The sequence below is a fragment of the Segatella hominis genome, from assembly GCF_019249725.2.
GTDB lineage: Bacteria > Bacteroidota > Bacteroidia > Bacteroidales > Bacteroidaceae > Prevotella.
Window position 1 is genome coordinate 92,438 of sequence record NZ_CP137559.1, and the last position, 25,285, is coordinate 117,722.

General features: G+C 38.4%; 24 protein-coding genes and 1 pseudogene. 24 read left to right on the forward strand and 1 reads right to left on the reverse strand.

The window, feature by feature from the left end; all coding sequences use genetic code 11:
• The first annotated feature begins 33 nt into the window (after positions 1-33).
• From KUA50_RS00410 to KUA50_RS00455, 10 genes are all read left to right on the forward strand, one after another.
• Positions 34-792 (forward strand): glycosyltransferase family 32 protein, encoded by a 759-nt coding sequence (locus tag KUA50_RS00410; RefSeq protein ID WP_218457048.1) that lies wholly within the window; start codon positions 34-36, stop codon positions 790-792.
• Between the two features lie 122 nt (positions 793-914).
• Entirely contained in the window at positions 915-2,048 is a 1,134-nt protein-coding gene (locus tag KUA50_RS00415; RefSeq protein WP_218457047.1) for a hypothetical protein, read from the forward strand.
• A gap of 6 nt (positions 2,049-2,054) precedes the next feature.
• Positions 2,055-2,465: an acyltransferase family protein gene (locus KUA50_RS00420; protein WP_256624269.1), complete on the forward strand. Its 411-nt coding sequence runs from the start codon at positions 2,055-2,057 to the stop codon at positions 2,463-2,465.
• A gap of 277 nt (positions 2,466-2,742) precedes the next feature.
• Positions 2,743-3,054: a hypothetical protein gene (locus KUA50_RS00425; protein ID WP_256624268.1), complete on the forward strand. Its 312-nt coding sequence runs from the start codon at positions 2,743-2,745 to the stop codon at positions 3,052-3,054.
• Positions 3,055-3,091: 37 nt separating this feature from the next.
• Complete coding sequence (locus KUA50_RS00430) at positions 3,092-4,357, forward strand: hypothetical protein (RefSeq protein WP_218457046.1); 1,266 nt, start codon at positions 3,092-3,094, stop codon at positions 4,355-4,357.
• A gap of 8 nt (positions 4,358-4,365) precedes the next feature.
• Positions 4,366-5,274 (forward strand): glycosyltransferase family 2 protein, encoded by a 909-nt coding sequence (locus KUA50_RS00435; protein ID WP_218457045.1) that lies wholly within the window; start codon positions 4,366-4,368, stop codon positions 5,272-5,274.
• A gap of 16 nt (positions 5,275-5,290) precedes the next feature.
• A complete protein-coding gene (locus tag KUA50_RS00440) occupies positions 5,291-5,629 on the forward strand; it encodes an EamA family transporter (protein WP_256624267.1) in 339 nt (112 codons plus the stop codon).
• A 2-nt stretch (positions 5,630-5,631) separates the two neighbouring features.
• Entirely contained in the window at positions 5,632-5,958 is a 327-nt protein-coding gene (locus tag KUA50_RS00445) for an EamA family transporter (protein WP_218457044.1), read from the forward strand.
• A gap of 3 nt (positions 5,959-5,961) precedes the next feature.
• Positions 5,962-7,005 (forward strand): glycosyltransferase family 4 protein, encoded by a 1,044-nt coding sequence (locus tag KUA50_RS00450; RefSeq protein ID WP_218457043.1) that lies wholly within the window; start codon positions 5,962-5,964, stop codon positions 7,003-7,005.
• A gap of 102 nt (positions 7,006-7,107) precedes the next feature.
• Positions 7,108-9,864 carry a hypothetical protein gene (locus KUA50_RS00455; protein WP_218457042.1) on the forward strand — a complete coding sequence of 919 codons (2,757 nt, stop codon included), beginning with the start codon at positions 7,108-7,110 and terminating at the stop codon, positions 9,862-9,864.
• Between the two features lie 23 nt (positions 9,865-9,887).
• Here the strand turns inward: KUA50_RS00455 and KUA50_RS00460 are convergent, their stop codons facing one another.
• Positions 9,888-11,111 (reverse strand): transposase, encoded by a 1,224-nt coding sequence (locus KUA50_RS00460; protein ID WP_217752555.1) that lies wholly within the window; start codon positions 11,109-11,111, stop codon positions 9,888-9,890.
• A gap of 221 nt (positions 11,112-11,332) precedes the next feature.
• Here KUA50_RS00460 and KUA50_RS00465 point away from each other — a divergent pair, with 221 nt between their 5' ends.
• The 14 genes and pseudogenes from KUA50_RS00465 (at position 11,333) to KUA50_RS00530 (ending at position 25,235) form a co-directional block, all read left to right on the forward strand.
• On the forward strand, positions 11,333-11,773 hold the full coding sequence (locus KUA50_RS00465; RefSeq protein WP_218457826.1) for a hypothetical protein: 441 nt from the start codon (positions 11,333-11,335) through the stop codon (positions 11,771-11,773).
• A gap of 123 nt (positions 11,774-11,896) precedes the next feature.
• On the forward strand, positions 11,897-12,433 hold the full coding sequence (locus tag KUA50_RS00470) for a UpxY family transcription antiterminator (protein WP_218457825.1): 537 nt from the start codon (positions 11,897-11,899) through the stop codon (positions 12,431-12,433).
• Positions 12,434-12,709: 276 nt separating this feature from the next.
• A complete protein-coding gene (locus tag KUA50_RS00475; protein ID WP_218457824.1) occupies positions 12,710-15,148 on the forward strand; it encodes a hypothetical protein in 2,439 nt (812 codons plus the stop codon).
• Between the two features lie 13 nt (positions 15,149-15,161).
• Complete coding sequence (locus KUA50_RS00480) at positions 15,162-16,931, forward strand: hypothetical protein (RefSeq protein WP_218457823.1); 1,770 nt, start codon at positions 15,162-15,164, stop codon at positions 16,929-16,931.
• On the forward strand, positions 16,924-17,829 hold the full coding sequence (locus tag KUA50_RS00485) for a hypothetical protein (protein ID WP_218457822.1): 906 nt from the start codon (positions 16,924-16,926) through the stop codon (positions 17,827-17,829). Before KUA50_RS00480 ends, KUA50_RS00485 begins: the two co-directional genes overlap by 8 nt.
• A gap of 297 nt (positions 17,830-18,126) precedes the next feature.
• On the forward strand, positions 18,127-18,573 hold the full coding sequence (locus KUA50_RS00490) for an acyltransferase family protein (protein WP_256624343.1): 447 nt from the start codon (positions 18,127-18,129) through the stop codon (positions 18,571-18,573).
• Positions 18,546-18,746 carry a hypothetical protein gene (locus tag KUA50_RS00495; protein ID WP_256624342.1) on the forward strand — a complete coding sequence of 67 codons (201 nt, stop codon included), beginning with the start codon at positions 18,546-18,548 and terminating at the stop codon, positions 18,744-18,746. The genes KUA50_RS00490 and KUA50_RS00495 overlap by 28 nt, the downstream gene beginning before the upstream one ends.
• A 386-nt stretch (positions 18,747-19,132) precedes the next feature.
• On the forward strand, positions 19,133-19,711 hold the full coding sequence (locus KUA50_RS00500; RefSeq protein WP_256624341.1) for an acyltransferase: 579 nt from the start codon (positions 19,133-19,135) through the stop codon (positions 19,709-19,711).
• A complete protein-coding gene (locus tag KUA50_RS00505) occupies positions 19,711-20,664 on the forward strand; it encodes an acyltransferase family protein (RefSeq protein WP_218457820.1) in 954 nt (317 codons plus the stop codon). Before KUA50_RS00500 ends, KUA50_RS00505 begins: the two co-directional genes overlap by 1 nt.
• Positions 20,665-20,683: 19 nt before the next feature.
• Positions 20,684-21,913, forward strand: coding sequence for a glycosyltransferase (locus KUA50_RS00510; RefSeq protein WP_218457819.1), 1,230 nt, complete (start codon positions 20,684-20,686; stop codon positions 21,911-21,913).
• Between the two features lie 489 nt (positions 21,914-22,402).
• The gene (locus KUA50_RS00515; RefSeq protein ID WP_218457818.1) at positions 22,403-23,635 is read left to right on the forward strand and encodes an AAA family ATPase; all 1,233 of its coding nucleotides are present in this window, start codon (positions 22,403-22,405) and stop codon (positions 23,633-23,635) included.
• A gap of 11 nt (positions 23,636-23,646) precedes the next feature.
• A complete protein-coding gene (locus tag KUA50_RS00520; RefSeq protein WP_218457817.1) occupies positions 23,647-24,285 on the forward strand; it encodes a hypothetical protein in 639 nt (212 codons plus the stop codon).
• A gap of 157 nt (positions 24,286-24,442) precedes the next feature.
• Positions 24,443-24,646: pseudogene (locus KUA50_RS00525) on the forward strand (glycosyltransferase); the annotation flags it as partial.
• 436 nt (positions 24,647-25,082) lie between these two features.
• On the forward strand, positions 25,083-25,235 hold the full coding sequence (locus KUA50_RS00530) for a hypothetical protein (RefSeq protein WP_218457816.1): 153 nt from the start codon (positions 25,083-25,085) through the stop codon (positions 25,233-25,235).
• Positions 25,236-25,285: the final 50 nt, after the last annotated feature.

Genomic DNA, 25,285 nt, shown 5'->3' on the forward strand with positions numbered 1-25,285 from the left:
TGTAAGAGTGTAACTAAAAAATAATGGTAAAAAATGATACCAAAAATTATTCATTATTGCTGGTTTGGGCGAAATCCTTTGCCTGAATTGGCACAGAAGTGCATTGCTTCTTGGAAGAAGTATTTGCCTGATTATGAGATTAAGGAGTGGAACGAAAATAACTTCGATGTCGATATCATTCCTTATACAGCAGAGGCGTATGCTGCAAAGAAGTATGCCTTTGTGAGTGACTACGCCCGTTTTTGGATTCTATATAAATATGGTGGAATCTATTTCGATACAGATGTAGAAGTCATTCGACCGATAGATGACATCATTGCCAATGGAAACTTTATGGGGTTTGAAACTGATCCTTTGCCGTCTTTTGATGAAAAGAAAAATATGCACAAAGCGAGCGTTAATCCTGGTCTTGGTCTAGGCGTAGCTCCTGGTCTCGGTCTCATTCAAAAGATGTTGGATTTTTATGAAGGACAACATTTTGTCCATGAGGATAATATGCGCAATCAAATAACAGTGGTTCATATTGCAACTCATATTTTGTTAAATAATGGCTTGAAAAATGTGTCTGGCATACAGAAAGTAGATGATGATTGCTATGTGTATCCGTCTGAGTATTTCTGTCCTATCAATGTCATGACGGGGCGTTTTCATGTGGAGAAAAATACTAGAACCATCCATCATTATGCCGGGACTTGGGTGGACAAAAGGTTCTCACTGAAAGAACTTATCAAAAAAATACTGCCAGAAAAACTTGTTATTGCCATTATAGAGTGTAAGGCTCTTTTGAAATAGTTATTTAAAATACAAACAAAGTGAAAAATATATCTCGTTTTTTTACCCTTTATTGGATAGTTTATTTTCCTACTTGTATTGCTTATAATGACTTGCCGGGTTTCTCCAGCGTCGATGAAGCGATGACAATACTTTTGCTGCTTTACACCTTTATGATGTATGGCTCAAAGTATATCAATAAGAAACCTTGGAAGGAATTTATGGTATGCTTGGGGTTGATTGCATTCTATGTGGTGTATTCTCTCTTGTTTGGAGCGAATGTCAAGGATGCTGTTTTGTTAGATTTGATGCAAGAAATACGACCTTATTCCATTATTTTCTGCACATGGATTCTAAACCCTCAGTTTACGAAAAAACAAAAGAAGTGGATGTTAATAACTATGATTATTACTTTGTTCTCTTGGATTATATATCATCCACAAACCTTGGATTCACAGGTGGAGGCAGAGTTCCCTGTATTAGGACAGCTGGCGATATGTACGGGTATGAGTTACTATCTCTTCACAAAAGATACGAAGCGCAATCGTCTTATAGCTTTAACTTTGGTACTCACGGGTATGTTGGCGCCGAAGTTTAAGTTTCTGGGGGAGATAATTTGTTTTATCGCCTTCATTTTCCTCTTGAAACATCGCTTGAATTTTAAGTCGCCTAAAACAATGATTTATTGTGCTGTGGTGGTGACAATCATATTGATGGTAACCTGGACTCGTTTTGATGCCTATTATATTTCGGGCTTGGACAATGAATATTTGGCTCGTCCAATGACCTATAAGACGAGTTTGAAAATCCTTTGGGACTACTTGCCATTCGGTTCTGGCATGGGATCTTTTGCATGTAATGGTGCCTGGAAGTTTTATTCTCCTTTATATTATAAGTATAATTTAAATGGTATCTGGGGATTGGATGAAAGTGGAGGTTTTATCTGTGATGCCTATTATCCAACTTTAGCGCAGTTTGGTATTGTTGGTGTATTTTTCTTCTGCTGGTTCTGGAAGCGTCGTTTAGCAGCTTTTGATATTATTGCAGATATGCGCTATTATCGTGTAGCTATGATAACTTTCTGTTGTCTTGCTATTGAGCAAACGGCAGACTCTTCTTGGCTTTCTGGAAAGGGAATGGGGTATTGTATGTTGATAGCCCTCTGCCTCAATGCCAATCGTAACCAGATGATGGAGATGAAGAGACAGCAAATGTTGAAGCGAAAGAAAGAGATGCTTTTGGAGCAAAGAAAAAGCGTGAAGGAAGAAATGGATTAATTTGATATGGGCAATTCACGATTATATTCTTTGGATTTTTTGAAGTTTATAGCAGTGTTGATGATTACAAACTCTCATTTCCAACCGCTTTATGAAGACGTTTCGCCTTCTCTTGCTACATATGGAGTGCATGGTAATGCCTTATTCTTCTTTGTCTCAGGCTTCTTGTTAATGATGGGATTTGAGAGGAAGAAGGCTCATGGATTCTTGAATTGGTACAAGGGGCGTATGAGAAGACTTTGGCCTGCCGTGTTCATTTGGGTGGTTGTCAGTGCTGTAGTTTGGAAACAGACTCTCACGATTGGTAATCTGCTTCTTTTTGATGGCTATTGGTTCTTGCAAGCTATTGCCGTGGCATACATCGTTTTTTATGTCTTAACAAGACCTATTAAGTTATTCTGGGGGGGGCAAGATTAGACAGATGCAATGTCTTTTCGTTTTGTCTTTAACCGTCTCTGTTGTATATTTCTTTATGATGCCGATAGCTAGTGGCTCGCCTTTTCATACTAGTTTTCATTACGTTTGTCATTTTAGTGTGATGGTAATGGGCGGGTTGTGTTACTCGCTTAGGGATAAAATCAAATGCACGTCAATTACGAGAGATATGCTTTGGGTGATCGTTTCTTTTATTGCTTATTTTGTCATCTTAAAGATAGGAAAGGGCTCAATGGGTATTCGATATGATATTCAAATTATGGCTTTGATTCCATTGCATACCTTTGTGTATTATCTCTATAAAGTTGCTTCTTACTCATGGTGTGACAAGGCATTTCATTCTCTAGTTTTGGGAAGGGTTATGTCATGGATAGCTGCTTTAACCTTGGAAGTCTATATCGTGCAATTCGCATTCATTACCAATCAATTCAATTCTATTTTCCCTCTCAACGTTCTTCTCGTATTTGCCATTATCGTCTTGGCTGCTTATTTGCTGAAGGTGATGACATCGCTATTCTTGGCGGTGTTGTCTAAGGAGGACTTGGAGTGGAAAGAGATTGTGAGATTATAAAGTTAAGACGTAAAATATTAATCAAATAAATACCTTTATGAAAATGATTAAACAAACCTTTGCAAGGTGTGTCGTCGCTCTGCTTATCATGGTAGCGTTGTTCACTTTGTCAATCATCGCTGTGCATTGTATTCCAAAAAGTGCTGTGGCGGAGAATTTGTATTCTTCCACAAAAGTAATAGAACAAGAGGGACTTTACAAGGAGTTCTTTCATTTCAAGTTGTTCCAAATGGATAACTTCACCGATTGCTATATGTTCAACCTGATGGCATCCGCTGATGCTGATGAGCCTGTTCGTTCTGCCATGCTGAATGATGATTATAAGTCGGATGACTATATGAGTCTAGCTTATGATACGGAGAATGTTATCAAGGGCAATTTCAAAGGTCTCAACAAGGAGAGTTATGGCAGGTATTGGCACGGATACCAAGTGACATTGAAGCCATTGATGACCATCATGGATTATTCTGCCATCAGAATCCTCAACTATGTTCTGTTCTCATTGCTAATTGTCGTATGTTCATGGCTGATATATCGCAAAATAGGTAAAGCGGCATGTGGGTTGTTTGTCTTGTCTTTGGTATTGATCAATTTCCCGATAGTTCCTCTTTCTCTCCAGTTCTCGACTTGCTTCTATCTTTCATTTTTGTCAATGATAGCTGTGATGGTCTTTCCACGTTTAGTAGAAAAAGATGATAACTTGTATTGCACTTTTTTCATTATAGGTGGAGTTACCAGTTTTATGGACTTCTTGACGACACCGCAGCTTACTTTGGGATTGCCAATGATAGTATGCTTGCTGATGAGCAATCGTAAGGACAAATGGAAGTATGTCATCTATATCTCCATCGCATGGGCTTTGGGTTACGGCTTGATTTGGGCTTCAAAATGGCTTGTTGGTTATTTGCTGACAGAAACCAATATTTTGGCTGATGCCATGGAGAGTGCCAAGTTAAGAACTTCTGATGTATATAAAGGCATGCACATGACGATTGGTGGCATCTTGGCTTTTATTTGGCAGGCTGTGGAAAGGAAACATTTGGTCTTGCCATTCTTTGGAGCCATTGTCGTTGTTGTGGCTTTGATTTTATTATACATCAAAATGATAAAGAGTAAAAAGGTTTTTGGTGAGAATGTTTTCTTGCTGTTGGTTGTCATGATTGTACCAATATGGTTTTTGGTCATGAGAAATCATTCCATTCAGCATGGATGGTTCACTTGGCGAGCTGGACTTCTCTCACTTTATTCTCTTCTCTTATTGGTCTATTATACGGTGGATTGGAATCGTTTCATTAAAAAATAATCAAAATCATGAATAAAATAGCTGTATTGATACCTTGCTATAATGAGAGCAAGACCATTGCAAAAGTGGTGAAGGACTACAAAGAGGCTCTGCCTGAGGCTGACATCTATGTCTATGACAATAATTCTGTGGATGGAACTGACAAGATAGCCAAGGAGGCAGGTGCTATTGTGAGATATGAGCGTCGTCAGGGAAAAGGCAATGTCATCAGAAGTATGTTCCATCAAATTGATGCGGATTGTTATCTGATGATAGATGGCGATGATACTTATCCTGCGGAAAACGCTCGACAGATGTGTGACGAGGTTTTAGATGGGGGGGCAGATATGGTTATAGGTGACCGCTTGTCTTCCACTTACTTTGAGGAGAACAAACGTCCTTTCCATAATATAGGCAATGTGACTGTGAGATATTTGATCAACAAGTTATTCCATAGCAACGTGAGGGACATTATGACTGGTTATCGTGCCTTTAGCCGTGACTTTGTGAAGATGTTCCCTGTTTTGTCAAAGGGATTTGAGATTGAGACGGAAATGACTATTCATGCTTTGGACAAAAATATGTTGCTCAAGGAAATCCCTGTGACATATAGAGATCGACCTGCTGGAAGTGTTTCAAAACTGAATACTTACAGTGATGGCATGAAGGTGATTTTTACCATTTTCCGTCTGTTTCGTGACTACAAGCCGTTGCTGTTTTTCTCTTGCATCTCATTGGTGCTGTTGGCGGTGGCTGCCATCTTGTTTGTGCCAGTCTTTTATGAATACCTACAAACAGGGCTTGTGCCTCGCTATCCAACATTGATAGTTTCTGGCTTTATTGTCTTACTGGCTATGCTGCTATGGGCTTGTGGCTTGATATTGGAAGTGCTTGTGAAAAAGCATCGACAGATGTTTGAGATATTGAGGAACAAGTAGAACTGAAGGATTGAAAATGAATAGTTTTTCTTTGGAGAAGAATGGCAAGGGCATCTTGCTTATGATATGCTCTTCCGTCTTGGCTTGTTTCGGTCAACTATTGTGGAAATTGGCAGTGGATGGAAATCTCTTGTTGCTGCTGATGGGATTCATTCTCTATGGCATTGGGGCCATTGTCATGATTGTTGCCTATAAATTTGGCAGTCTGTCAGTTTTGCAGCCCATTTTGAGTGTCAACTACATTCTGAGTGTGTTACTTGGCTATTTTGTATTGGGTGAACAACTCACGATGGTGAATATAGCGGGGGTGATAGCTGTTTTTATCGGTGTTGTCTTAATAGCTAGAGGAGAATAGATATGGCTTATTTACTTTTGTTGGCGATGACCTATCTTGGTGCGCAGGCATCCGTGTTTTTTAAGAGGTTGGCAGGTGAGAGCAATATTCTTGGCATATTGTCTTCACCTTATTTATATTTAGGTGGTGGCTTATACCTTATAGCCGCTCTCCTTAATATCTATGTCTTGTCTTTGATGGAGTATTCCAAAGTTCTTCCTTTGACTTCTTTGACGTATGGTTGGACTATGCTTTTGTCATATTTGGTTTTCAAGGAGAAGATAAACATTCAAAAAATAGTGGGATTGCTCTTTGTAATAGCTGGAGCAATCATGATTGTTTCTAAATAAATAATGAATAGAGTTTTGATGGTAGGCTCCGCTGAACAGAGTGGCGGCGGAGTAGCGAGTGTGCTGCGCCTGATGAAGACGATGCCTTTCTGGGAGAAGTATCATTGCGGATGGCTTGGTACGCAAATTCAGAGAGGATATGGCGTGAAATTGTGGTATGCGGTGAAGGCTTACTTCAAGGCGATGTTTACGATATGGCAGTATGATATCGTGCATTTCCACACGGTGCCTGATAAGATTTGTCTGATTATTCAAATGCCTGTGCTTTTATTAGCATTACTTGGCAGAAAGAAGATAGTCATGCATATCCACATGGGTAATCAGTTGGAGGATCATCAGCATAATCGGTTGTTTATATGGTGCTTGAATAGGGCTGACTGCGTAGTGCTGTTAGCAAAGAAGTGGCAGAAGTGTTTTGCAGAATGGTTCCCTACTGTGAAAGCCAAGACTGCTGTTATCTATAATGCCTGTGCTCCGACTCCAGCTGTGGATTATTCTATCAAAGAAAAGAGTATCATCATGGCTGCCTTTTTGAATGATAACAAGCATCCCGATTTGCTCCTGAAGGCATGGAAGAATCTGAAGGTAGATTTCCCAGACTGGCATGTTACCATCATGGGAAATGGTGAAGTGGAGCGCTTTCAGGCGATGGCTCAAACTATGGGTTTGGATGATAGTGTTACATTTACTGGTTATATCACTGGCAAGCAAAAGGAGGATGTATGGAATAAAGCAAGTATCTATTGTATGTGCTCTCGCCATGAGGGTTTCCCTATGGTGGTATTGGAAGCCTGGGCAAGGGGCGTTGCTGTGGTAACTACTCCTGTAGGTGGCCTTCCTGATGTGATTGAAGAGGGGAAGAACAGCCTCACTTTCCCATTTGATGATGTGGATACGCTTACTATGCAGCTTCGCAAACTGATGGAGTCGCCAATGTTTCGCAAGGATATGGCAGAATATTCTAAAAGCTTCGGAGAAAGGGTGTTTGCTCCTGTTAAGGTGAATGAGAGTATTGAGAAGTTATATGAGGAGATATTAAAAGTTTAATCTTGATTTTTAAGTATCAGATTTGAGCCAAAGGTTATAGTTATGTCCGTTTCATCAACAGTTTTTGGTTATCATGTTCAATATCTCTATACCTTGTATAGAATGTTAGAATCTGCTGATTCTAAAGAAGTATTTGTGCCTGAAGGAAGAGAAGATTTAGACATATATTTGAATGACCAAATTATCGAAACCGTACAGGTGAAGTGTTATTCTGGGACAATCGTGTATTCTGATCTGTTTTCCAAGGGTAAATCTACTTCTTTGTTTTCTCGTGGTAAGGATAGTTTAGATGAAAATTCAAATGTAAAAATATCATTCGTGGCGGTTGGACATGGCAATGATAAAGGAGTGATTTCTGATAGATTGACGAAGGTGTCCTCTCTTGTAAAGTCGCTCAAAAAAGAGGAAACTCTTCATTTGGATTATGCTTCTTCCAAGGAGCTTGCTGCAAAAATATTATGGCAGTCTAAATCGCAAGGAGAGTTGGAAAATTATGTTGAATCTGTTTTAAAAAATCGATTTCCATCTATTGATCCTTTAATAGTAAAGGATTATTTGGTTCAGTGGATTTGTTATCTTGTGATAAATGAAATGTCTGCTACTTATGATGATTTATGTTGTCAGGTAGGGCAGATTATTGAGTTTTCTGTGCGCCAAAAGGAATTCTTTACTCAATTTGGACTAACTGTAATTCCACTTTTTCAGTCAGCTTGTCAGGAAGATGTTAATTCTGAAATATCTTATTATCAAGGTATATCTGCCAAGGAAATACATATTGCAAGAAATTATGATGTAGTAAGAGAAGAAAAGTTACAACAACTCTATGAGAAGCAGAAAGACAGTAATCTCGTTTTCATAACGGGTGTCTCTGGTTCAGGGAAAAGTAGTTTGGCATATCGGTTTTTGAAGATTTGTGGTATTCCTTTACGATATGAGATTAAATATATAAATCAGAATAACATATCGCAGATTATTGCCACCATCAAAGATATTTCGAAAGGCTTGAAGAGTGAAGCTTTTGTATATTTAGATGTGCTGCCATACGATACTTCATGGATTCAAGTGGTAAATGAAATAGAGGATACTCCTTTTGTTAAATGCTTAGTAACAATCCGGCAGGATGATTGGAATAGGTGTAAAAACAAAGTTAATGAAAAACTTCATTACTCTACTCTTGCTTTAGATTTAACCGAATCTGAGGCAAAGGATATCTTTGATCATCTAAGCGAAAGAGGATTGTGCCATATTGATATCTTTGAAGAGGCTTGGAATAATTCTGGACATCCTCAAACATTGCTTGAATATGTGTATTTCTTGACACAAGGTGTTCCTCTAAGGGCAAGAATCTCTGAACAGATAGGAAAACTTGATCATGTAAATGCCTCCTTTCTTCAGTATATATCTGTCTCGAATGTCTTGCAGGGAAATATCTCTGTGAATGTCATTCGGAACTTGTGTCATCTTTCTCCAATGGACCTGTCTCGATGTATAGACCAAATGAAAGGTGAATTCTTTGAGTATAATGGTGAAGGATTTTCTGATGTTCACCCCATTAGAACTCATATCATAGTTGAAGAGATATTTAGGAATTATAGAAATGGATTAGGAGAAATCGGTATGGAATTATTCGAGCATATTAATGAAAACACAAGTCCTCTGTTTCTTATGGCCCTTATAGATGAAGGAAAATATACGCCTGATTCTCTTTTGCGTGAATTGGAGGGTAAGAAGATAAACTCTATGCAAGCGTATATTGTGGCAAGAACATTGGTATGGTGTGGAGTTAAGCATTATATAGATAATAATCAAGCAGCGTTTGACTGGTTAAGGCAAACTGCGTCTCTTTGTTGGCAAGTGTTAGTGCCAGTTAACTTTACGGAAATCGAACTAGATGAGTCTGTTGATAAATTGTTTGGTAGCCAAATAGGTATTACGATGGATGATGTAAGAAAAAGATTTTCTTCGCAGACTGAGGTTTATTTCTATTTATGTAAATGGCTTGATAGTTCTATCTCTTTGGAAAAGCCTAAAGAGTGGCGTGACTATTTTTGGTTGGCAAAATTCTTAACGATATGTAATTTGCAGCTTTCTTATAAGCCAGAATTTGCTGATTTTAAGATGGATGCTAAGGTTCCTGATGATTTGGATGAGATGGCAGATGTGCTTCTTGGACTGAAACTGGCTGGTTATGATTCTGCCACATTTAATCAACTGGAAGAAAACTTCGTTAAACAATTTCGCATCCAGAATAACATCTTGGAGTTTGATATTTGTGAAAATGAGGTTAAATGTCTTACCTTCTTAGACTATTTTACTGCTGGGAAACAATTTGAAAATGGAGATGGGGATATAATGCATCGCATTAATATGCATCATATTGATTTGCTGAGAAAAGCATTTCCAAATGCAGATGTATATCATTCAGAGATAATAAAAGATGAGATTTTTGAAGATATAGATTTGACTTTTGAAAAGCATATTAGTAGAGAAAAGTTACCGCTTGATGATATGCAAGAACCGCGCACAATGATGGTGCATTTGTATGAAAAAAGCTATGCTCTTCCTTCCAGAAAGGCTTATTGTGATCAATTGATAACTTTGCGTAAGCTATTTGTTGATGTAATAAAAGAATATTGGCAAGGCATTGATGACATTCATCGAGTAGGAAAGGCGCACAATGCCAAAATGGACCAAGTTTCTTATGTTGTGTGTGATAAGATTTTAAATGCTCACATAGAGTTACCTGCAACTGAAATAAATAGATTCGGATTAGGTTATGTAATTAACAAAGAGGAGGGTGAAGGCCAAAGTACAAAAGATAATTTGAAGGAATTAAACTCCTTGTATTTTCATCAATAGTTCGTTAATAATTCAATAATGTGCTAAGCAGCTATACGCTGTAAGCACGAGAGATCTTTGAAAATCTTGCTAATTAAAGTTCGGTTCGGGGTGTACCCGCTTGCTTTAAAAATTCGTTTCACCAGATAAATGTTGGTCATCAGTGACTTGAATGAAGACATAGAATATTCCATTCCCATCTCCTTCATAGTTACCTTGGCAACATTTAGTGATGTGAACGAAGCATTGAAAGCAAAATCGAGTTTCCACTTATCGCGAGCCTGGCAGTCCATAAGACCAGTATAGCCTTTGGCGTCACGAAAGCAAAATTCGATCTGGAACCTGGTTCTATAATAAAGAAGTACTTCTTCACCCGAAAGTGAGGTGTCTGTAGAGAAGAATAGTTTCTTCTTGCCATTCGGCATCTGCCAGATGACAAGTCTAACTTTACACCTGAGTGCCTTGGAATAGGCTATCAAAGTATAAGCTGTTCCTTCTATATCTTTCATCTCCATCTTCTCCATTCGAGTGAGGTCAAGATTCTTCATATCAATCTTGCCATCCTTGGTCTTGGGGCGACCACGTTTTCCAGTACGTGGACCAGCATAGACATAAAAGAGACAAGCATTGTCACGAAAGCGGCTTATCAAAGAGAACCCTTCTTTCTTTATCCCATTAACAAATGTACTTGTAGAGAAGTAAGCATCTGCAACTATGAGGGTTGAGAGTTTAAGAAGTTCCTTGCGGTAACGCTTAATGACGCTGATATAGAAATCTACCATAGTCTTGTTTCTAAGACTCAGTTCTTTATTACTTAGCGACTGGTGTGCTTTTAACATCATGCAGTCTTTGGCATCAATATCAATGAGGCCAATACCCATGATTTCGAGACCATGTTTAACAGACTGAGCACATCCTGACCAAAAACGACCGATATGTGGTGTTTTCTTGCCAGCTTTACTGATGTAGCTGGGATCAATGGCAATAGCCCATCTTCCCTGTTTACCCAAGAAGCGCTTGGCAAGTGAGACATTAAGTTTGAGCCAATCAATGCACTTCGACTTTTTCAAGCCGAATGCGTTGCGATAGGTTTGCTCAACATGCAAGCCATACCTCCCCATTTGGGTGAAATTTATCTTTCTTGGTATTACCATGAACAAAATTATCACCTCGATGAGTATTTTCTCGAAACTTTTTGTTATCTTTGCAGCTGAATCTTCAACTGCATCTTTAAAGATATCCATATATTGGTCAAGTCCTGTATTCATGTAATATTGTATTTGTCGTGATCTACAAAGTTACTGAAAATCAGCGACTTGACCAACTTTTTACAGTTAAGTTTTCATAAGCACTTCTTAATATAAGTTATTGATTTACAGACGATTAAATATTAATTTAACGCAGTATTGTTCATTATTCTACTGATTTGACAACCTTCTTCATACAGAGTTATCAGCCCTCAGGTGGCTTCATCAATGAGGTTCAAAAAATGACGGTGATATTGCTGGATGCACAGGATAAGTTGAAAAAAATGCAAAGCTTATTTCATCAGGTTTTTGATGGTTATGTTGATTTCGTTGAGATCAAACAACTTGATGAGAGAGAAAAACAGCAGATGACGTGCCTTATTGCTGTTTATAATTTGTTGGCTCAAAACCAGCCTTATATGTCTTGCAGACAGTTATTAAAGCAGATAAAATCTAAGAAACTGACGGCCACTCAAACATTTGAAGTCAACGATGAGGTTATTGATAATCCGTCTCAAACTATAGTTGACTCTATTGAAGATTTGGAAAATCTTCGGAATATGCAATTGAAAGATATTTATAATAGATGCTCTCATCTTGATGACTTATCTATCCAAATCGTTGATAAGTATATAAAACGCTATGATGATACTATAGAGAATATGAGAAATTGTGTTTTATAGTTAACTGTATTTTGCTGCTATCGTCAAAATAGATAACGATAGGTTGGCAAGAAAAATAAAGTCCTTACTTAACTCTCTGCTATTGAAGAGAATGAAGCAGTTGGAAAACAATCAAAAGACAATATGAGGTTATCTTGTGATCCCAATGAAATCTTGTGGTATGCGATGAGTTCTCCTTTTCGTCGGGAGATGAAGGCCAAGGCACTCTTGGATGCTCACCATATAGAGAATTTTATCCCGATGAAGAAAATGCAGGAGATTCGGGATGGTGAAATTGTAACGTGGGAGGAACCGGCTATCCACAACTTCGTCTTCGTACATGACAGCTACAATGGCATCATGAAGGTGAAGAAGGGGCAGGACATCCTGCAGTTCATTCTAAATCCCCTGTCTCCGATAGTTGTGCCGCAGAGGCAGATGGATGACTTCATCCGTTTTTATGAGTCGATCGGTTATGACGAGCCCGAGTTTCTCACTCCCCAAACGATAGGGAAGCTTCGGAAGAATGCAAGGGTGGTCATCGGCGATGGCCCACTTGCTGGCATCACTGGTTATTACCAGCGAGTGAAGGGGGCGAAGGACAAGCGCTTCATAGTGTTGATAGAAGGCTTGATAGCAATAGCATGCAGCGTGGAGTGTAAGTTTGTGAAAGTAAAGTAGGTGTGAAGTTTAACTTACCGTTAAAAGGTGCAAAAAAACTTGCAAGATTCATAAATTATATCTATTTTTGCATCATGAATCTCATTCTTTTGTTAGAGATGAGGATAAAAAGTATGAAATATTGTAATGTGAAATTCGCTAAGTACTTGAATCACAGAGGAAAAACTGAGATTTGAGGAACCTAAGGAATGTCTGAAAGGGAATTTATTACAATATTTATATTGAAAAATCATTTATCCTATTAAAGAACCTCAGTGTTAAAGAACCTCAGTGTCAATGACGGATAAAGAAACATATATAAAAAGTCTGCAAGGTATAGTGGAGAATTTAAACTCTTCCATCATCTCTTCAGATTCGGATATAGTTATAGCATTGTCCCGAAAAGGTCCAAGGCTTCTCGAATATTTGAGAAAGAATATGGGCTTGAAGGAATTGAATGTTATGACAGAACATGCTTTGCCGTTTTTGTTTGACAGCATATTGGCCAAATCGGATCAGGAATATCGTATATTTATTGTCGATGATGCTATATATTATGGTTCTACGATTTCTGCATTGAAAGATGAAATAGAATCATATATCGCTGTTTATGGTTTAAAGGAAAGGGTACATATCGAGGGAATCTATTCTTGTATTAAAGACAAGGAATCTTTGGATTTTGGAGATGTTGAGGTAAAAGCGATAAAAAATGTACGCTTGGGATATGGTCACTTCTTCGTGAAGGAAGTGATGAAGGACTTGCGTAGTTTGGGCAAGTCGCTCGAGGTGGAGTTCCCTGAGATATGCTATGAGACAAAATCTCCTGTAGATATATATAAGCTTTTGGCTTCTTTAGAGAGCGTTTTTGGCTCGGAAAAGGTCTATATGATAGATAGTCCTATTGGGATCAAGAGCATTTCTGTATTGTTGTCAGATGTGAAAAATTCTACTTTCCGCAAATTGAGAATATTTGTGGATGGCTGCAAAATCTCTATTGTTTCGATAGCACCGGAACTAATGCAGACAAATCTAGGATTGTTTAGATTTATATCTTTTGGAAACATTGTCCAAGTGAACGCTCAATGGCGTAAAATGGCAAAACAATTGGAGGGGATATCAGAAAAATTGTGGAGTCAAAAGATGAACGACCGTAATCTCGTAAGGACAGCGGTGGTGTTGTTTAATTATTTCTCTTCTATTGATACTTTTTGTTATTATAGAAGAAGTGTGGAACAAGCAATCCTTAATATTGTAGGTGAGATTCTTCATAGAAATGTAGACTCTTCTAACTTGGTTTACTTGTTAGGAAACGAAACAATTGCAGATAAAATAGTTAGTGCATGGAATGAAGCACTTGACAGCGAGCAATATTATACATTGCCAATTTCTGATAATATAGAGAACATATATGATAATATTGTCTTTGAGTCTTCTCGGCTTTCAAGTCTGGAGGCGGATTTATTAAAGGCGACTAATTTAAAGATGGTCTTTGATAGCAAGACTATGAAAGAAGCACTTTCTGCTATGTTCTTCAATCAGACAATGATGGTAGAACGTGGGTCTCGTTATATCAGTGTCAACAGACAGGAACGTCTTCGTTTTGGTTATACTTATCAATATTTGTGGAATTTTATTTGGGACAATGCTAATAATATTGAAACAAAAGATATCTCTGCTAAAGAGATGCACCAATGGGTTGATGTCCAAATTGACAATGGAAGTATTGTACCACAGTACATTCTTGGTACAGGTAATTTCAAGTGGGTTAGGGTTTTTCGTCCAGGAGAAAATGAGGACGTTTTGATAAGTCATATTGGTCGTTTTGTTGTTCATATTATTAGGCAAATGCTCTTAGGAGATGTCAACGAATCATCTGATAAGGTAATTAAGAAAAACTTGAATGGTGTTCTTGCGGCTGTTTATCATCGTTTCAGAAATGACTTGGAGGAGGAAGAATTTGTGTTGCCTATTGAGTTGGATTCTAAAGAGTGGAGTCTGAACATTTTGTTAGGGGATTGTGGCGCGAAGAAAAATATCCAGGAAAATCTTGTGGAATTTCTCGTGTCAAAGAATGTGCTCACATTGCAAGACGGTAAGTTTGTTAGTGTAGCCTCTCAGGTACTGGATAAAGAGTTTGTGAAAAATACGACTTTAAGTAGTGAGGTGGAAACAGCTATGAATGGGTATGTCAAAGATATAATGGCAGAGATGGGAAATAAATCACAGGCTTCATTTATCTATTCCAATACCATCAATTATTTTATGTCAGACATCATGGACATACATGATGTTTGCGAGAAACTGCAAAATGTTTCCGATGCAATTTCCCAAGCTTTACCAACCCTCTTTGATAGTAGCATAGAAACAGAAGAGGTAGATAGGAAGCTAAGAGATCTTTTAGATAAATATCGAGAAGTTTTGTCTCGCTATGAATTGAATAGTTCTGTTCTGTTGGATGAAAACTCTATGGTTCGTGAAGAGTTGTGTCCTTATATGTGGAAAGTTTGGCAAATGGTGAATGTTCTGAATATTCTTGTATCACTATTCTATAGAGGTCGAGAATATGTCATTACATATATAAATAGCTTGTCTGATACTTTAAAGAAATATTTAGTAGCAGATGATTTGTTTGCTTTTTTGATGTCACCTGAAAATGCAAATAAGGATTTGTGGCATGATAAAATATTCAAATTCAAAATTCAAGGGTATATCAATAATGTTATACTCAAATTTTAATTTATAGAATGAAATGATGCATCCTTCATGTTTGATGAGGGTTGAGGAATATATAAAGGATAAGGATGAAGAAGTACGAAAGGTCATCCGAAACCTTTGTGTAACTTCCTCAACCAATCTGCGTATTCCTGATTTGAAGAAAACGTGTAATCCCATTACTGATAAGGCTCCTGAGAAATGTCGTATAGCCCTTCTTGTATTCGATAATTTTCGTACTTATCCAGATGGAGATGTCAATTATGGCTTATCTTTTCTTGATTCTCAAAGTAAGATATCTTCTTTGCTATTAGTCGGTCAGAATGGAAGTGGTAAGAGTACTCTTTATACAGCTTTGGAGAAAATTTATATGGGATATTCAAGTTATTCTAAACTGTTGTCATCTGGTTCTGATTCTTATTTCTCTTTTGGATTCAAGAAGGGAACAAATGGAGAAAATTGTATCTGGCAATTATCGTATAGTTTAGAGGGGGAAGAACTAAAAAAACAGATAAATCAAGACTCTCCAGAATGTAGCCCTTTGGCAGTTCCTGCGTTTTTTTGTTCGGATGTGGATATTCATGAAATGAAAAAAGATAGAGTCTTATTTTTTTGGATATTAAAACAAATGGGATATGGAAGGCTAAACGAGAGCTATCAATTAATAGGTGAATTGATAATACAATTGAAAGAAAAGCAAGAAAAGGTCAATCAAGGAATTGTTTTTTCGGAATCAGAATACAAAGACTTACAAGAGGCACTTTTACTATATGATAAGGATAAAGATAGTAAAGAGGTAGAAGATAACAGTCAAAAATTAAGCGAGGTTTCATCGTATCATCGCTTATTTGAGAAACGTTGGAGAGAATTGACCGATATCCCATCTGTAACAGAGGATGGAGAAAGTGCTTTGATATCGGGTGTAACGGAGGATGGTATAAATGAGAACTCAAAAAACAGAATAGAGGAGAAACGGAAAAAGCTCGTTGGACTTTATTGCGCACTTTATAACATTGTAAAGGATATGACCAATACTGGGCAAAAGTTAGATGAACTTAACCAGCTATTTGACAATCAGCAAGAGATGAATAATTTGCAAGCTATAGGATTGAAAAACGTAGATAAGGATTCTATTGCTACAAATATAAAGTTGTTAGAAGATGTAGAACAAGTATTGAATGAATTACGAATACAGTTGGTCAAACAATTTATTCAAGAATATGGTGATATTGTTTCTGATATTATGTCTTACTTTTCTAATCATGGTGAAGAATATACATTTAATTCAGTAGATGATATTGAACATATTAAATTAGAGATTCATGCTAATTTAAAAACAAAATATGTAACCACGCCTCATGAGTATTTCAATGAATTTCGTTTTAAGCTGTATTGCGTGGCTATGAAAATGGCAATCTCTTTTTATTGGATGTTGCAACATCGAATTTCTGCTCCCATTGTTGTAGATGATGTCTTTAATGCCAACGATTTTGAAAACAGCATCAAGTTGGAGCACTTTGCCTATTTTATGAAAAAGGCATATAATGAACATGTCTTACAGAAAGGTTTTGATAGGTCTCTTCAATTGATTATGATGACCCATGATGATTTGGTGCTTCAATCTTTTAAGCGTGGGTACACAGGTTTGAACTATGCCGATATTGGAACGATGAAAATAGACCAATTCCCATTGGTTACAGGGAGGTTGTATAGATTGGAGGAGATAGATGAAATCTATAAAGATTCGGAGAAAGCAGAAATGTTGAAAAAGGAAAACTCTTATAAAAGTATATATCAGAATGTGTAAGGAAAAAGAAGAAACTGGTTGTTATTTGAAAGGTACTGTTATCTTACTCTTACTATTATTGTCAGTTGCTGCTTGTGTATTTTTCGTAAGCGCAATAACCCCAGTAGAGCAAAATGTAAAATGGATTCATAGCGAAGTAAAGCCTTCTACGGAAATAAGCCAGCAAGATTCTGTAAAGTTTGCCAGCTATACTCGACGCTTGGATTCTATGGAGAATGAGTTGGGAATGATTCGTGACCAATATCAAACTGACATCAATATTGGTATTGATAGATTGAATAGTTGGGTAGGTTTTTGGCTGGCGATTCTTGCCGTGGTATTGTTGATGGCAGGTGTTGGGCAATATATGCAAGTGAAGAAACATGATGATGATTGGAATAAACTATCAGCTGATAATAAGATAAAAAAACAAGATATTGAAAACTTGAAGAAAGCGGTTGAGAATGAACGTACAGCTCTAAAGGATAAGTTACGAATAGAAACAACCCTCTTTAATTTACTGCGTACAATGGCTGCTCTACATGATCCTTTGATGTTGCCACGTGATGATGAAAGAAAACAGAGAATTATTGAATATTTGGCTAAAGCGCAAGAACTCTTAATTCAATATCGCACTTTAAAGCAAAAAGAAAATGAAGTAGATAAAGATAAGAATCTTTGTAAGGAAGAAGATAGTATGATACTATGCTTGATTTTTACCAATTTCCGTTTGAATATTTGTAGATGTGTGGCTTTGTTTACTTCACCAAGTGTCAGTATAAAAGCAAAGTGTTTCTTGGATTATGTGGAAAAAGAAGAAAATAAACTTTCAACAAGAGAAAATATGCCAATTGATAGCTTGAATAGATTTATTGGAGAATTGGGTGTTTTGTTGAAAACTCTTAAATCCGGACATTAAATCTTGCATTTATAAATAAACAAGAATAATAAAAAAGCAATCGTCATGGTGTTAAGATGGCGATTGCTTTGATAAGACTCTTTATCGTGTTGCAGCGCGATGTGAGGATGTTTTATAAACGATTGAATAAAATTTGCGGATGTCTTTTTAAGGCATCCGTTTATTATACAACATTAGTCGCCCTTTTTGTGTAAATGTGGCTTCAAAGAAGGAGAGTTTCGGGACAAAATAGAGGAGGTGGTTGTTGCTGATGACTATAGAAAAGTGTTAATTCATTTAAAAAATAAATGTGATACTATGACTAAGAAGCGTTTATATTCGTTAGACATGATGAAATTCATGGCTGCATTGATGATTACCAATTCTCATTTCCAACCGCTATATGAGGGAGTGAACACTGCCTTTGCTACTTTTGGTGTGCAGGGTAATGCTCTGTTCTTCTTTGTGGCAGGGTATCTTCTGATGATGGGATTTGGAAAGCATAAGGAGCTGAGCTTTATCGATTGGTTTAAAGGGAAAATCAGGAGGTTGTGGCCTGCGGTGTTTATCTGGGTGGTGGCAGCTAACTTGATATGGGATGCTCCGCTGACTTTCGATAAAATGATATTGGGGAGTGATTATTGGTTCCTGCAAACTATCGTGGTGTACTATGCTTTGTTCTATCTGTTGATAAGGTTTTTACCTGCAAAATGCCGATTCTGGGGGGCAATAAATACATGTTGTCTCTCTTCGGTCTGGCGGTAGCTTGCTCTGTGGCTTATTTCTTCTGGATGCCGGTGGCTGAAGGTTCGCCGTTCCATACGAGCTTTCATTTCGTATGTCATTTCAGCATCATGATGATGGGGGGTTTGGTGTATGTCTGTCGTGACAGAATAAGAATTGATCATTGGGTGAAGGATGTATGTGGCATCGTATAAATGGACTGACTGGTGCTTCGGCAAGAGGTTCTTGGGTAAAGGAATCTCTCTGGTTGCTGGGCTCACGCTGGAGATTTATATTGTGCAGTTTATGCTTATCACTAATAAATGGAACAGTGTGTTCCCTTTGAATATCATTATTGTGTTTGCTGTCATTTGTATAGCTGCATATCTGCTAAAGGTAATGACCGCTGCTTTTCTTTCGCTGCTATCGAAGGATAAGTTTTCTTTGGAGGTTTAATGAAAAATCTGATGTATGAAGATATTGATTAATGCTTACGCTTGCTTTCATGGTATGGGGAGTGAGCTGGGAATGGCATGGAACGAGGTGAGCAATCTCGCCAATCAATATGAGTTGTATATATAATAGTGAATTATTTGAAATCATGAACATTTTTCAGATATTACAAAAGATAAGTCTTGTTCCTTCTTATCTGTGGGACAAGATGTGGGTGCCCGTATGGAAGCGCTGCATGAAGCACTGTGGCAAGGGGGTATATATCCGTCCGATGTCTTCGGATTTCAAGGGCTTGTGGAACCTGTCTGTAGGAGATGGTACTTCGATTCCTAAAGGTAGTACTATCTATTGTACGGATGCTGCATGTACTATTGGCAAGAAGGTGCTCTTCGGTCCGAATCCTACAATCATCACTGGTGATCATCGTATTGACATCTTGGGCAAATATATCGCGGACGTTACTGTGGAGGAAAAGTTTGTGGATGGGGTGAATGTATATGACCAGCCTGTCGTCATCGAGGATGATGTGTGGTGTGGGGCAAATGTTACAATCCTCAAAGGTGTGACTATCGGGCATGGTTCGGTTGTGGCTGCTGGTGCTGTGGTCACTAAATCCTTTCCTCCTTATAGTATTATCGGCGGTATTCCTGCTAAACTGCTCAAAATGAGATTTACGGAAGAGGAGATCAAGGAGCATGAAAGTAGAATGGAACTATCGAAATCATAATGCAGAAAACGAGGTATTCATTCGATAAGAAAGTTTCAAGCCAACTGAAGGCTTTTGCCTTGGTATTGATGATTATGCATCATCTATGGCATCGGCCTTATTTTGCTCTGTTTGAGCCGATAGAGTATGGGCATCTGCTACTGTCTATTGGGATGATGGGCAAAATCTGCGTGGGCATGTTCCTGTTTGTCTCTGGCTATGGGCTAATGGCTTCTTACTGCGCTGCAGGGAATGTCTTTCATATTTGGAGGAGACTGAAGAAGGTGTTGTTGCCCTTTTGGTTGATTGTCATCCTGATAGCGCCTTTCTTATTGATTATCCATGAAGTGAAATGGTTTCAGGTAGTGACGGATGCGATGTTGCTGACAAGGAATATGAATGGGAATTGGTGGTTTATGCAGACCTACGTGATTTACGTAATCTGTTTTCCACTATTTGCCAAAAGTCTGCAATATAATAAGGTATGGATTCCTTTGCTGATTGTTTCTGTAGTCTGCTTCCAACCTTTGGCTAAGTTTCTCAGATGTTATTCTGAAGCTGGGCATTATGTGCTGCATTATTTCCCTCTGCTTTATTCGGGTATGATTGCCCGTAAATTCTCTTTGTTTGATTTCTTGGCAGCGCAGAGAGTATGGTATAGATTGCTCTTGGTGGCAGCTTTACTGGTTGCCCGTTTTGTTTTGGGATGGAATATCTTGAATATCGGTCTGATCATTGCTATGATTATGTTTCTGATTGATATTCAGGGATATTTATCTGATAAGGTGAAGCGTGGATTTGATTTCTTAGGTAAAATGTCTATGAACATGTGGCTCATCCACTTGTTTTTTATCAACTATGGTTTTCACTTCAGAAATCCATTTGCTGATTTGGCATGGATATATCTGGAATCTCTTGCTGCTGCTTATATAATATGGTGTGTTTATCATAAACTGTGTGGTTGTAAATGGTAGATTTTAAAAGATCTGATGTATGAAGATTTTAATTAATGCATACGCTTGCTCGCCTGGTATGGGGAGTGAGCCGGGAATGGCATGGAACTGGGTGAGCAATCTCGCTAAGTTCTGTGAACTATATATTATCACCGAAGGGGAGTTTCGGGAGAAGATAGAGGAGGTGGTGCCTACCTTGGAACAGGGGAAGAACATGCACTTCTATTATAATCCGGTATCGGAGGAAATCAGGAAGATGTGTTGGAACCAGGGTGACTGGCGCTTCTATAAATATTATAAGGAGTGGCAGTGGAGGACGTATCTCTTGGCAAAGGATATCTGTAAGGTGGAGAAGATGGATGTGTTGCATCAGCTCAACATGATTGGATTCCGTGAGCCTGGATATCTCTGGAAATTGTCGCAAGAGAATGGGGTGCCGTTTGTGTGGGGGCCTGTGGATGCCAAGGATAAGTTCCCTGTAGCTTATCTGGATGGTGCTGGACTGAAGACAAAGTTGTTCATGCATCTGAAGAATTTCCTGACGGGTATCCAATTGAGACATTCCAAGCGTGTGCTTCTTGCTGCGCATCAGGCATCAGTCATCTTCTCTGCTTCATCGAACTCGCAGCGCTCTTTCAAAAAATACATGAATATAGATTCGCCTCTGCTTAACGAGACTGGGTGTTATGTTCAGGATCATCCTATTGTGGATAAATCGCAGAAAGAAACTTTTGATGTACTCTGGGTTGGTAAAATGGATTTCCGCAAGCAGTTGGGCTTGGCTTTAAAATCTGTAGCTAAGAGTGGAAACGATAAGCTCCGTCTTCATATTGTTGGTGGCGGTGATGCAGAATCCTATCAGTCATTAGCAGAGAGTTATGGCATTGCTGATAAGTGTATCTGGCATGGTGCTGTTAGCCACGATGAGGTACAGAACATCATGCAGATGTCGGATGTTTTCCTCTTTACCAGTGTTGCTGAGGGTACTCCTCATGTCGTTTTGGAAGCTATTGCCAATAATCTCCCTGTCGTTTGTTTTGATACTTGCGGTCAGGGTGATGCTGTGAATGATAAGGTAGGTAGGAAGATTCCTCTTTCTTCTCCGAGCCAGTCTGCTCGTGATTTCGCCAAACTGCTCAATGAGCTTGAAAAGGATAGGTCTTTGCTGAGGCTCCTTTCGGAGAATTGCAAGGAAAGACAAATGGAGCTTTCCTGGGAGGAAAAGGCTAAGGTCATGGTGGAGTGGTATAAGAAGGGGAAAATGCTTTGAAAAAGCTTTTGAAAAGAAAAGTATATTTTTCGAATTCCTCCGTCTCCCTTTAGCCAAAGGGAGCTCCACATCCTTCTCCAAGCCTCTGCCCTTCTCAGAAGGGAGAGGATGTAACCGCTCCTCCTGTCGCTCTGAACCGCTTCGCTATAAGGTTGGCGGGGCATCAAAGCCCTCGCCAGGGTTGTTTTAGCGGGGATGAACCCGCAGGGACAAGGTGACTGGTGTATTGCGTAATTTGCTGAAAGGTTGCAGATTTTTTGCTATTTTCTTGGTGGCTTCAATTAAAAAGCGTATTTTTGCGGCAAGTATATGACTGATATCGGTGGTATTTCTGCCAAACTGATCAAAATGAGATTTACTGAAGAGGAAATCAAGGAGCACGAAAGAAGAATGGTTATCCAAATGTGTTAAATAAAACGAAACATTTGGAAGTCTCGCCTAAAAGTTCTATTTTTGCAAATAAATTTGAATACATAAAGACATAGTACAATGAATATCCGAATAATAATAGATAAGTTAGGACCTATTACTGATTCTGAGATAGTATTTAAGCCTTTTATGGTTTTTACGGGTGAATCGGGACTGGGTAAGAGCTATACCGCTTTATTGTGGTATAACTTAATTACTTCATTGACTCCTATGAGACTTCAAGAGTTTATTACAAAGAAGATAAATGGGAGTGTTAAGGAAGAGCTTACTTTTAAATTCAAGGATTTTAGAATGTGGCTCAATCAGAATACAGCTGCGTTTCTCGGTTATTTGTTAGGTAACAATAATTTTGATTGTCAAGTGAATTATGTCTTCGAGATAGACGACGACAAACCTGTAGAAATGAAGAGATTGCATGATGAGGATGCCTCGGGATTTACTCGTTATAGCATTAATGGTGATATAAATGTTTTCCCCCTTGACTTGGAGGACAATGTCTTGATGATGAGCTTTTCTCTTCATGGCTATTTGTCTGAATTATGTTTGGGTAAAAACTATTTGCGCCCATTGATATTGCCGCCAGCAAGAGCGGCATTTATGGGAGCCAATACAACATCGCCTATTGGTATGTATCGTGATTTCTTGGCGCAATTGGATGATTTAAAAACTCCTTCAAGGAATATTAGCCCAGATAATCAGTTCTTTGTTAACTATATAGCTAAGTTGTCAGATGGTGAGATCGTCTTGGAAAATGGAAGCGTGTTCTTGCAGTTTGAGTCTGGTGAAAAAATTCCTGTATCTGCTGCGGCTTCTTCGGTCAAGGAACTGATGCCTTTCCTGCTGATGTTGCAAAATGGCAAGATTAGACAATATAATAGTCTGCTTTTTGAGGAGCCCGAAGCTCATGTGCATCCTAAGAAGCAATTCTTATTGATGGATATGTTGGCAAGATGTTGCAACAAGGGTATGCTTATTCAAATGACAACACATAGCGATTATCTCTTGGGGCGTATGAATCAACTGTTGGTATTGGGGAAGATAAGGGAAAAGTCTATGGAAGCCTTTGAAACCTTCTGTAAAGAACATCAGTTTAATAAAAATTTATATCTGCATACAGAACAGATTGGGGGCTATTATTTTAAGCGTGAAAATGATCGTGTTGTCATTGAAGAGCAGGATTTGTCATTAGGCTTACCTTTTAATTCTTTTGAGAATACTGTAAAAAGTCAGATGGAATTGTCGGCAGACATAAACGATTTGGCAGAGAGTTTAGGAATAGTGTCTAATTTATAAATGTAGAATTTATGGAGCCAGCTATAGAGGAATTTAATCTCTTGTACCCCAATTACTTGATATCATCAATTGATGGTAGTGTAGAAGTGGTTGAGACTTGTCCAAGATCTGATTTAGATTTCAGGCGTCTTGTTGTTACAGGGTGTATGGGGTATGTATTTCCGCGTGAGTTTGCTGCTGACTCTGTGGCATTTTATGGAAAGGCGAATAGTCGCCCTCCTATGATGTATAATAGCGACGGCATCTTCTTGGCAGAGATAAAGGGAAGAAAATGTCTTTTTATATGTGAGTTAAAAAGTTCTTTTGCTTCTGCTCAGATTGCTCGTGCCAAGGAACAAATCATAGGAACTTTATTACGGTTGAAAGCTCAGATGAGTATATTGCAGTCTAATCCAAATTGGGAGTATCATGGTGTTATTGTTTCCTATGCTCCTACGGAAGCTCAACTGATAGCTGTAAATAAGCTAACGAGTAGAGATGGATGGTTCTCAAGATATTTATATGTTAGGGGACATAGACTGATAGATTCGGAAACTGCTGACAAATATTATCGTCCTTTGGCACTGCCAGATATCAATATCCATTATGTTGCGGTGCCCAATCGTCAGACAGAATTTCAAATGGATTTGCAGAGCTTGTTAGCACTTTAAACTTCATTTATGACGATACGGGAAATGGTGCATAGTTTTTGTAGATAGAAAGAAAGGTTGGATCAAAGACTAAAGGTAATGACCGCTACTTTTCTTTCTTTGCTATCCAACCAGAAATTTTCTCTGGAGATTTTATGAAAAATCTGATGTATTCCTCTTTACCAGTGTTGCTGAGGGTACTCCTCATGTCGTTTTGGAAGCTATTGCCAATAATCTTCCTGTCGTTTGTTTTGATACATGTGGTCAGGGTGATGCTGTGAATGATAAGGTGGGAAGGAAGGTTCCTCTTTCTTCTCCTTCTCAGTCGGCTCATGATTTCGCCAAACTGCTCAATGAGCTTGAAAAGATAGGGCTTTGCTGAAGCTCCTTTCGGAGAATTGCAAGGAAAGACAAATGGAACTTTCCTGGGAGGAAAAGGCTAAGGTCATGGTGGAGTGGTATAAGAAGGGGAAAATGCTTTGAAAAAGCTTTTGAAAAGAAAAGTATATTTTTTCGAATTCCTCCGTCTCCCTTTAGCCAAAGGGAGCTCCACATCCCTCTCCAAGCCTCTGCCCTTCTCAGAAGGGAGAGGATGTAACCGCTCCTCCTGTCGCTCTTAACCGCTTCGCTTTAGGGTTGGCGGGGCATCAGAGCCCTCGCCAGGTTGTTTTAGCGGGGATGAACCCGCAGGGACAAGGTGACTGGCGCATTGAGTAATTTGCTGATAGCTTGTAGATTTTCTGCTATTTTCTTGGTGGTTTCAATTAAATAGCGTATTTTTGCGGCAGATATATTAACTATATAAAGGAGACTGTATTATGATGTTAGGTATTAATGCACCAAAGCCATTGGTTAAAGGTGAATTTGCTAAGGCTGTTCGCAAAGCTGTTCGCGATTCGATGGTTGCAAAGGAAAATTGGAAGGAACCTGCAACAAAAGGTCCTTGGAAGGTTAAATTTGTTGTGCGTTAGTTATGAATAAAGATTCAGAATTAATCATAGAGGTAGCTGATGAATATGAA

Excerpts from the sequence above, each read along its gene's own strand:
- KUA50_RS00500 (WP_256624341.1), top strand. The coding sequence starts at position 19,133 with ATGAACATTTTTCAGATATTACAAAAGATAAGTCTTGTTCCTTCTTAT.
- KUA50_RS00495 (WP_256624342.1), top strand. The coding sequence starts at position 18,546 with ATGTTGTCTCTCTTCGGTCTGGCGGTAGCTTGCTCTGTGGCTTATTTC.
- KUA50_RS00455 (WP_218457042.1), top strand. The coding sequence starts at position 7,108 with ATGTTAGAATCTGCTGATTCTAAAGAAGTATTTGTGCCTGAAGGAAGA.
- KUA50_RS00470 (WP_218457825.1), top strand. The coding sequence starts at position 11,897 with ATGAGGTTATCTTGTGATCCCAATGAAATCTTGTGGTATGCGATGAGT.
- KUA50_RS00510 (WP_218457819.1), top strand. The coding sequence starts at position 20,684 with ATGAAGATTTTAATTAATGCATACGCTTGCTCGCCTGGTATGGGGAGT.
- KUA50_RS00530 (WP_218457816.1), top strand. The coding sequence starts at position 25,083 with ATGATGTTAGGTATTAATGCACCAAAGCCATTGGTTAAAGGTGAATTT.
- KUA50_RS00410 (WP_218457048.1), top strand. The coding sequence starts at position 34 with ATGATACCAAAAATTATTCATTATTGCTGGTTTGGGCGAAATCCTTTG.
- KUA50_RS00440 (WP_256624267.1), top strand. The coding sequence starts at position 5,291 with ATGAATAGTTTTTCTTTGGAGAAGAATGGCAAGGGCATCTTGCTTATG.
- KUA50_RS00505 (WP_218457820.1), top strand. The coding sequence starts at position 19,711 with ATGCAGAAAACGAGGTATTCATTCGATAAGAAAGTTTCAAGCCAACTG.
- KUA50_RS00465 (WP_218457826.1), top strand. The coding sequence starts at position 11,333 with ATGACGGTGATATTGCTGGATGCACAGGATAAGTTGAAAAAAATGCAA.
- KUA50_RS00460 (WP_217752555.1), bottom strand. The coding sequence starts at position 11,111 with ATGAATACAGGACTTGACCAATATATGGATATCTTTAAAGATGCAGTT.
- KUA50_RS00485 (WP_218457822.1), top strand. The coding sequence starts at position 16,924 with ATGTGTAAGGAAAAAGAAGAAACTGGTTGTTATTTGAAAGGTACTGTT.
- KUA50_RS00420 (WP_256624269.1), top strand. The coding sequence starts at position 2,055 with ATGGGCAATTCACGATTATATTCTTTGGATTTTTTGAAGTTTATAGCA.
- KUA50_RS00490 (WP_256624343.1), top strand. The coding sequence starts at position 18,127 with ATGACTAAGAAGCGTTTATATTCGTTAGACATGATGAAATTCATGGCT.
- KUA50_RS00445 (WP_218457044.1), top strand. The coding sequence starts at position 5,632 with ATGGCTTATTTACTTTTGTTGGCGATGACCTATCTTGGTGCGCAGGCA.
- KUA50_RS00480 (WP_218457823.1), top strand. The coding sequence starts at position 15,162 with ATGATGCATCCTTCATGTTTGATGAGGGTTGAGGAATATATAAAGGAT.
- KUA50_RS00415 (WP_218457047.1), top strand. The coding sequence starts at position 915 with ATGACAATACTTTTGCTGCTTTACACCTTTATGATGTATGGCTCAAAG.
- KUA50_RS00435 (WP_218457045.1), top strand. The coding sequence starts at position 4,366 with ATGAATAAAATAGCTGTATTGATACCTTGCTATAATGAGAGCAAGACC.
- KUA50_RS00425 (WP_256624268.1), top strand. The coding sequence starts at position 2,743 with ATGGCTTTGATTCCATTGCATACCTTTGTGTATTATCTCTATAAAGTT.
- KUA50_RS00475 (WP_218457824.1), top strand. The coding sequence starts at position 12,710 with ATGACGGATAAAGAAACATATATAAAAAGTCTGCAAGGTATAGTGGAG.
- KUA50_RS00515 (WP_218457818.1), top strand. The coding sequence starts at position 22,403 with ATGAATATCCGAATAATAATAGATAAGTTAGGACCTATTACTGATTCT.
- KUA50_RS00450 (WP_218457043.1), top strand. The coding sequence starts at position 5,962 with ATGAATAGAGTTTTGATGGTAGGCTCCGCTGAACAGAGTGGCGGCGGA.
- KUA50_RS00520 (WP_218457817.1), top strand. The coding sequence starts at position 23,647 with ATGGAGCCAGCTATAGAGGAATTTAATCTCTTGTACCCCAATTACTTG.
- KUA50_RS00430 (WP_218457046.1), top strand. The coding sequence starts at position 3,092 with ATGAAAATGATTAAACAAACCTTTGCAAGGTGTGTCGTCGCTCTGCTT.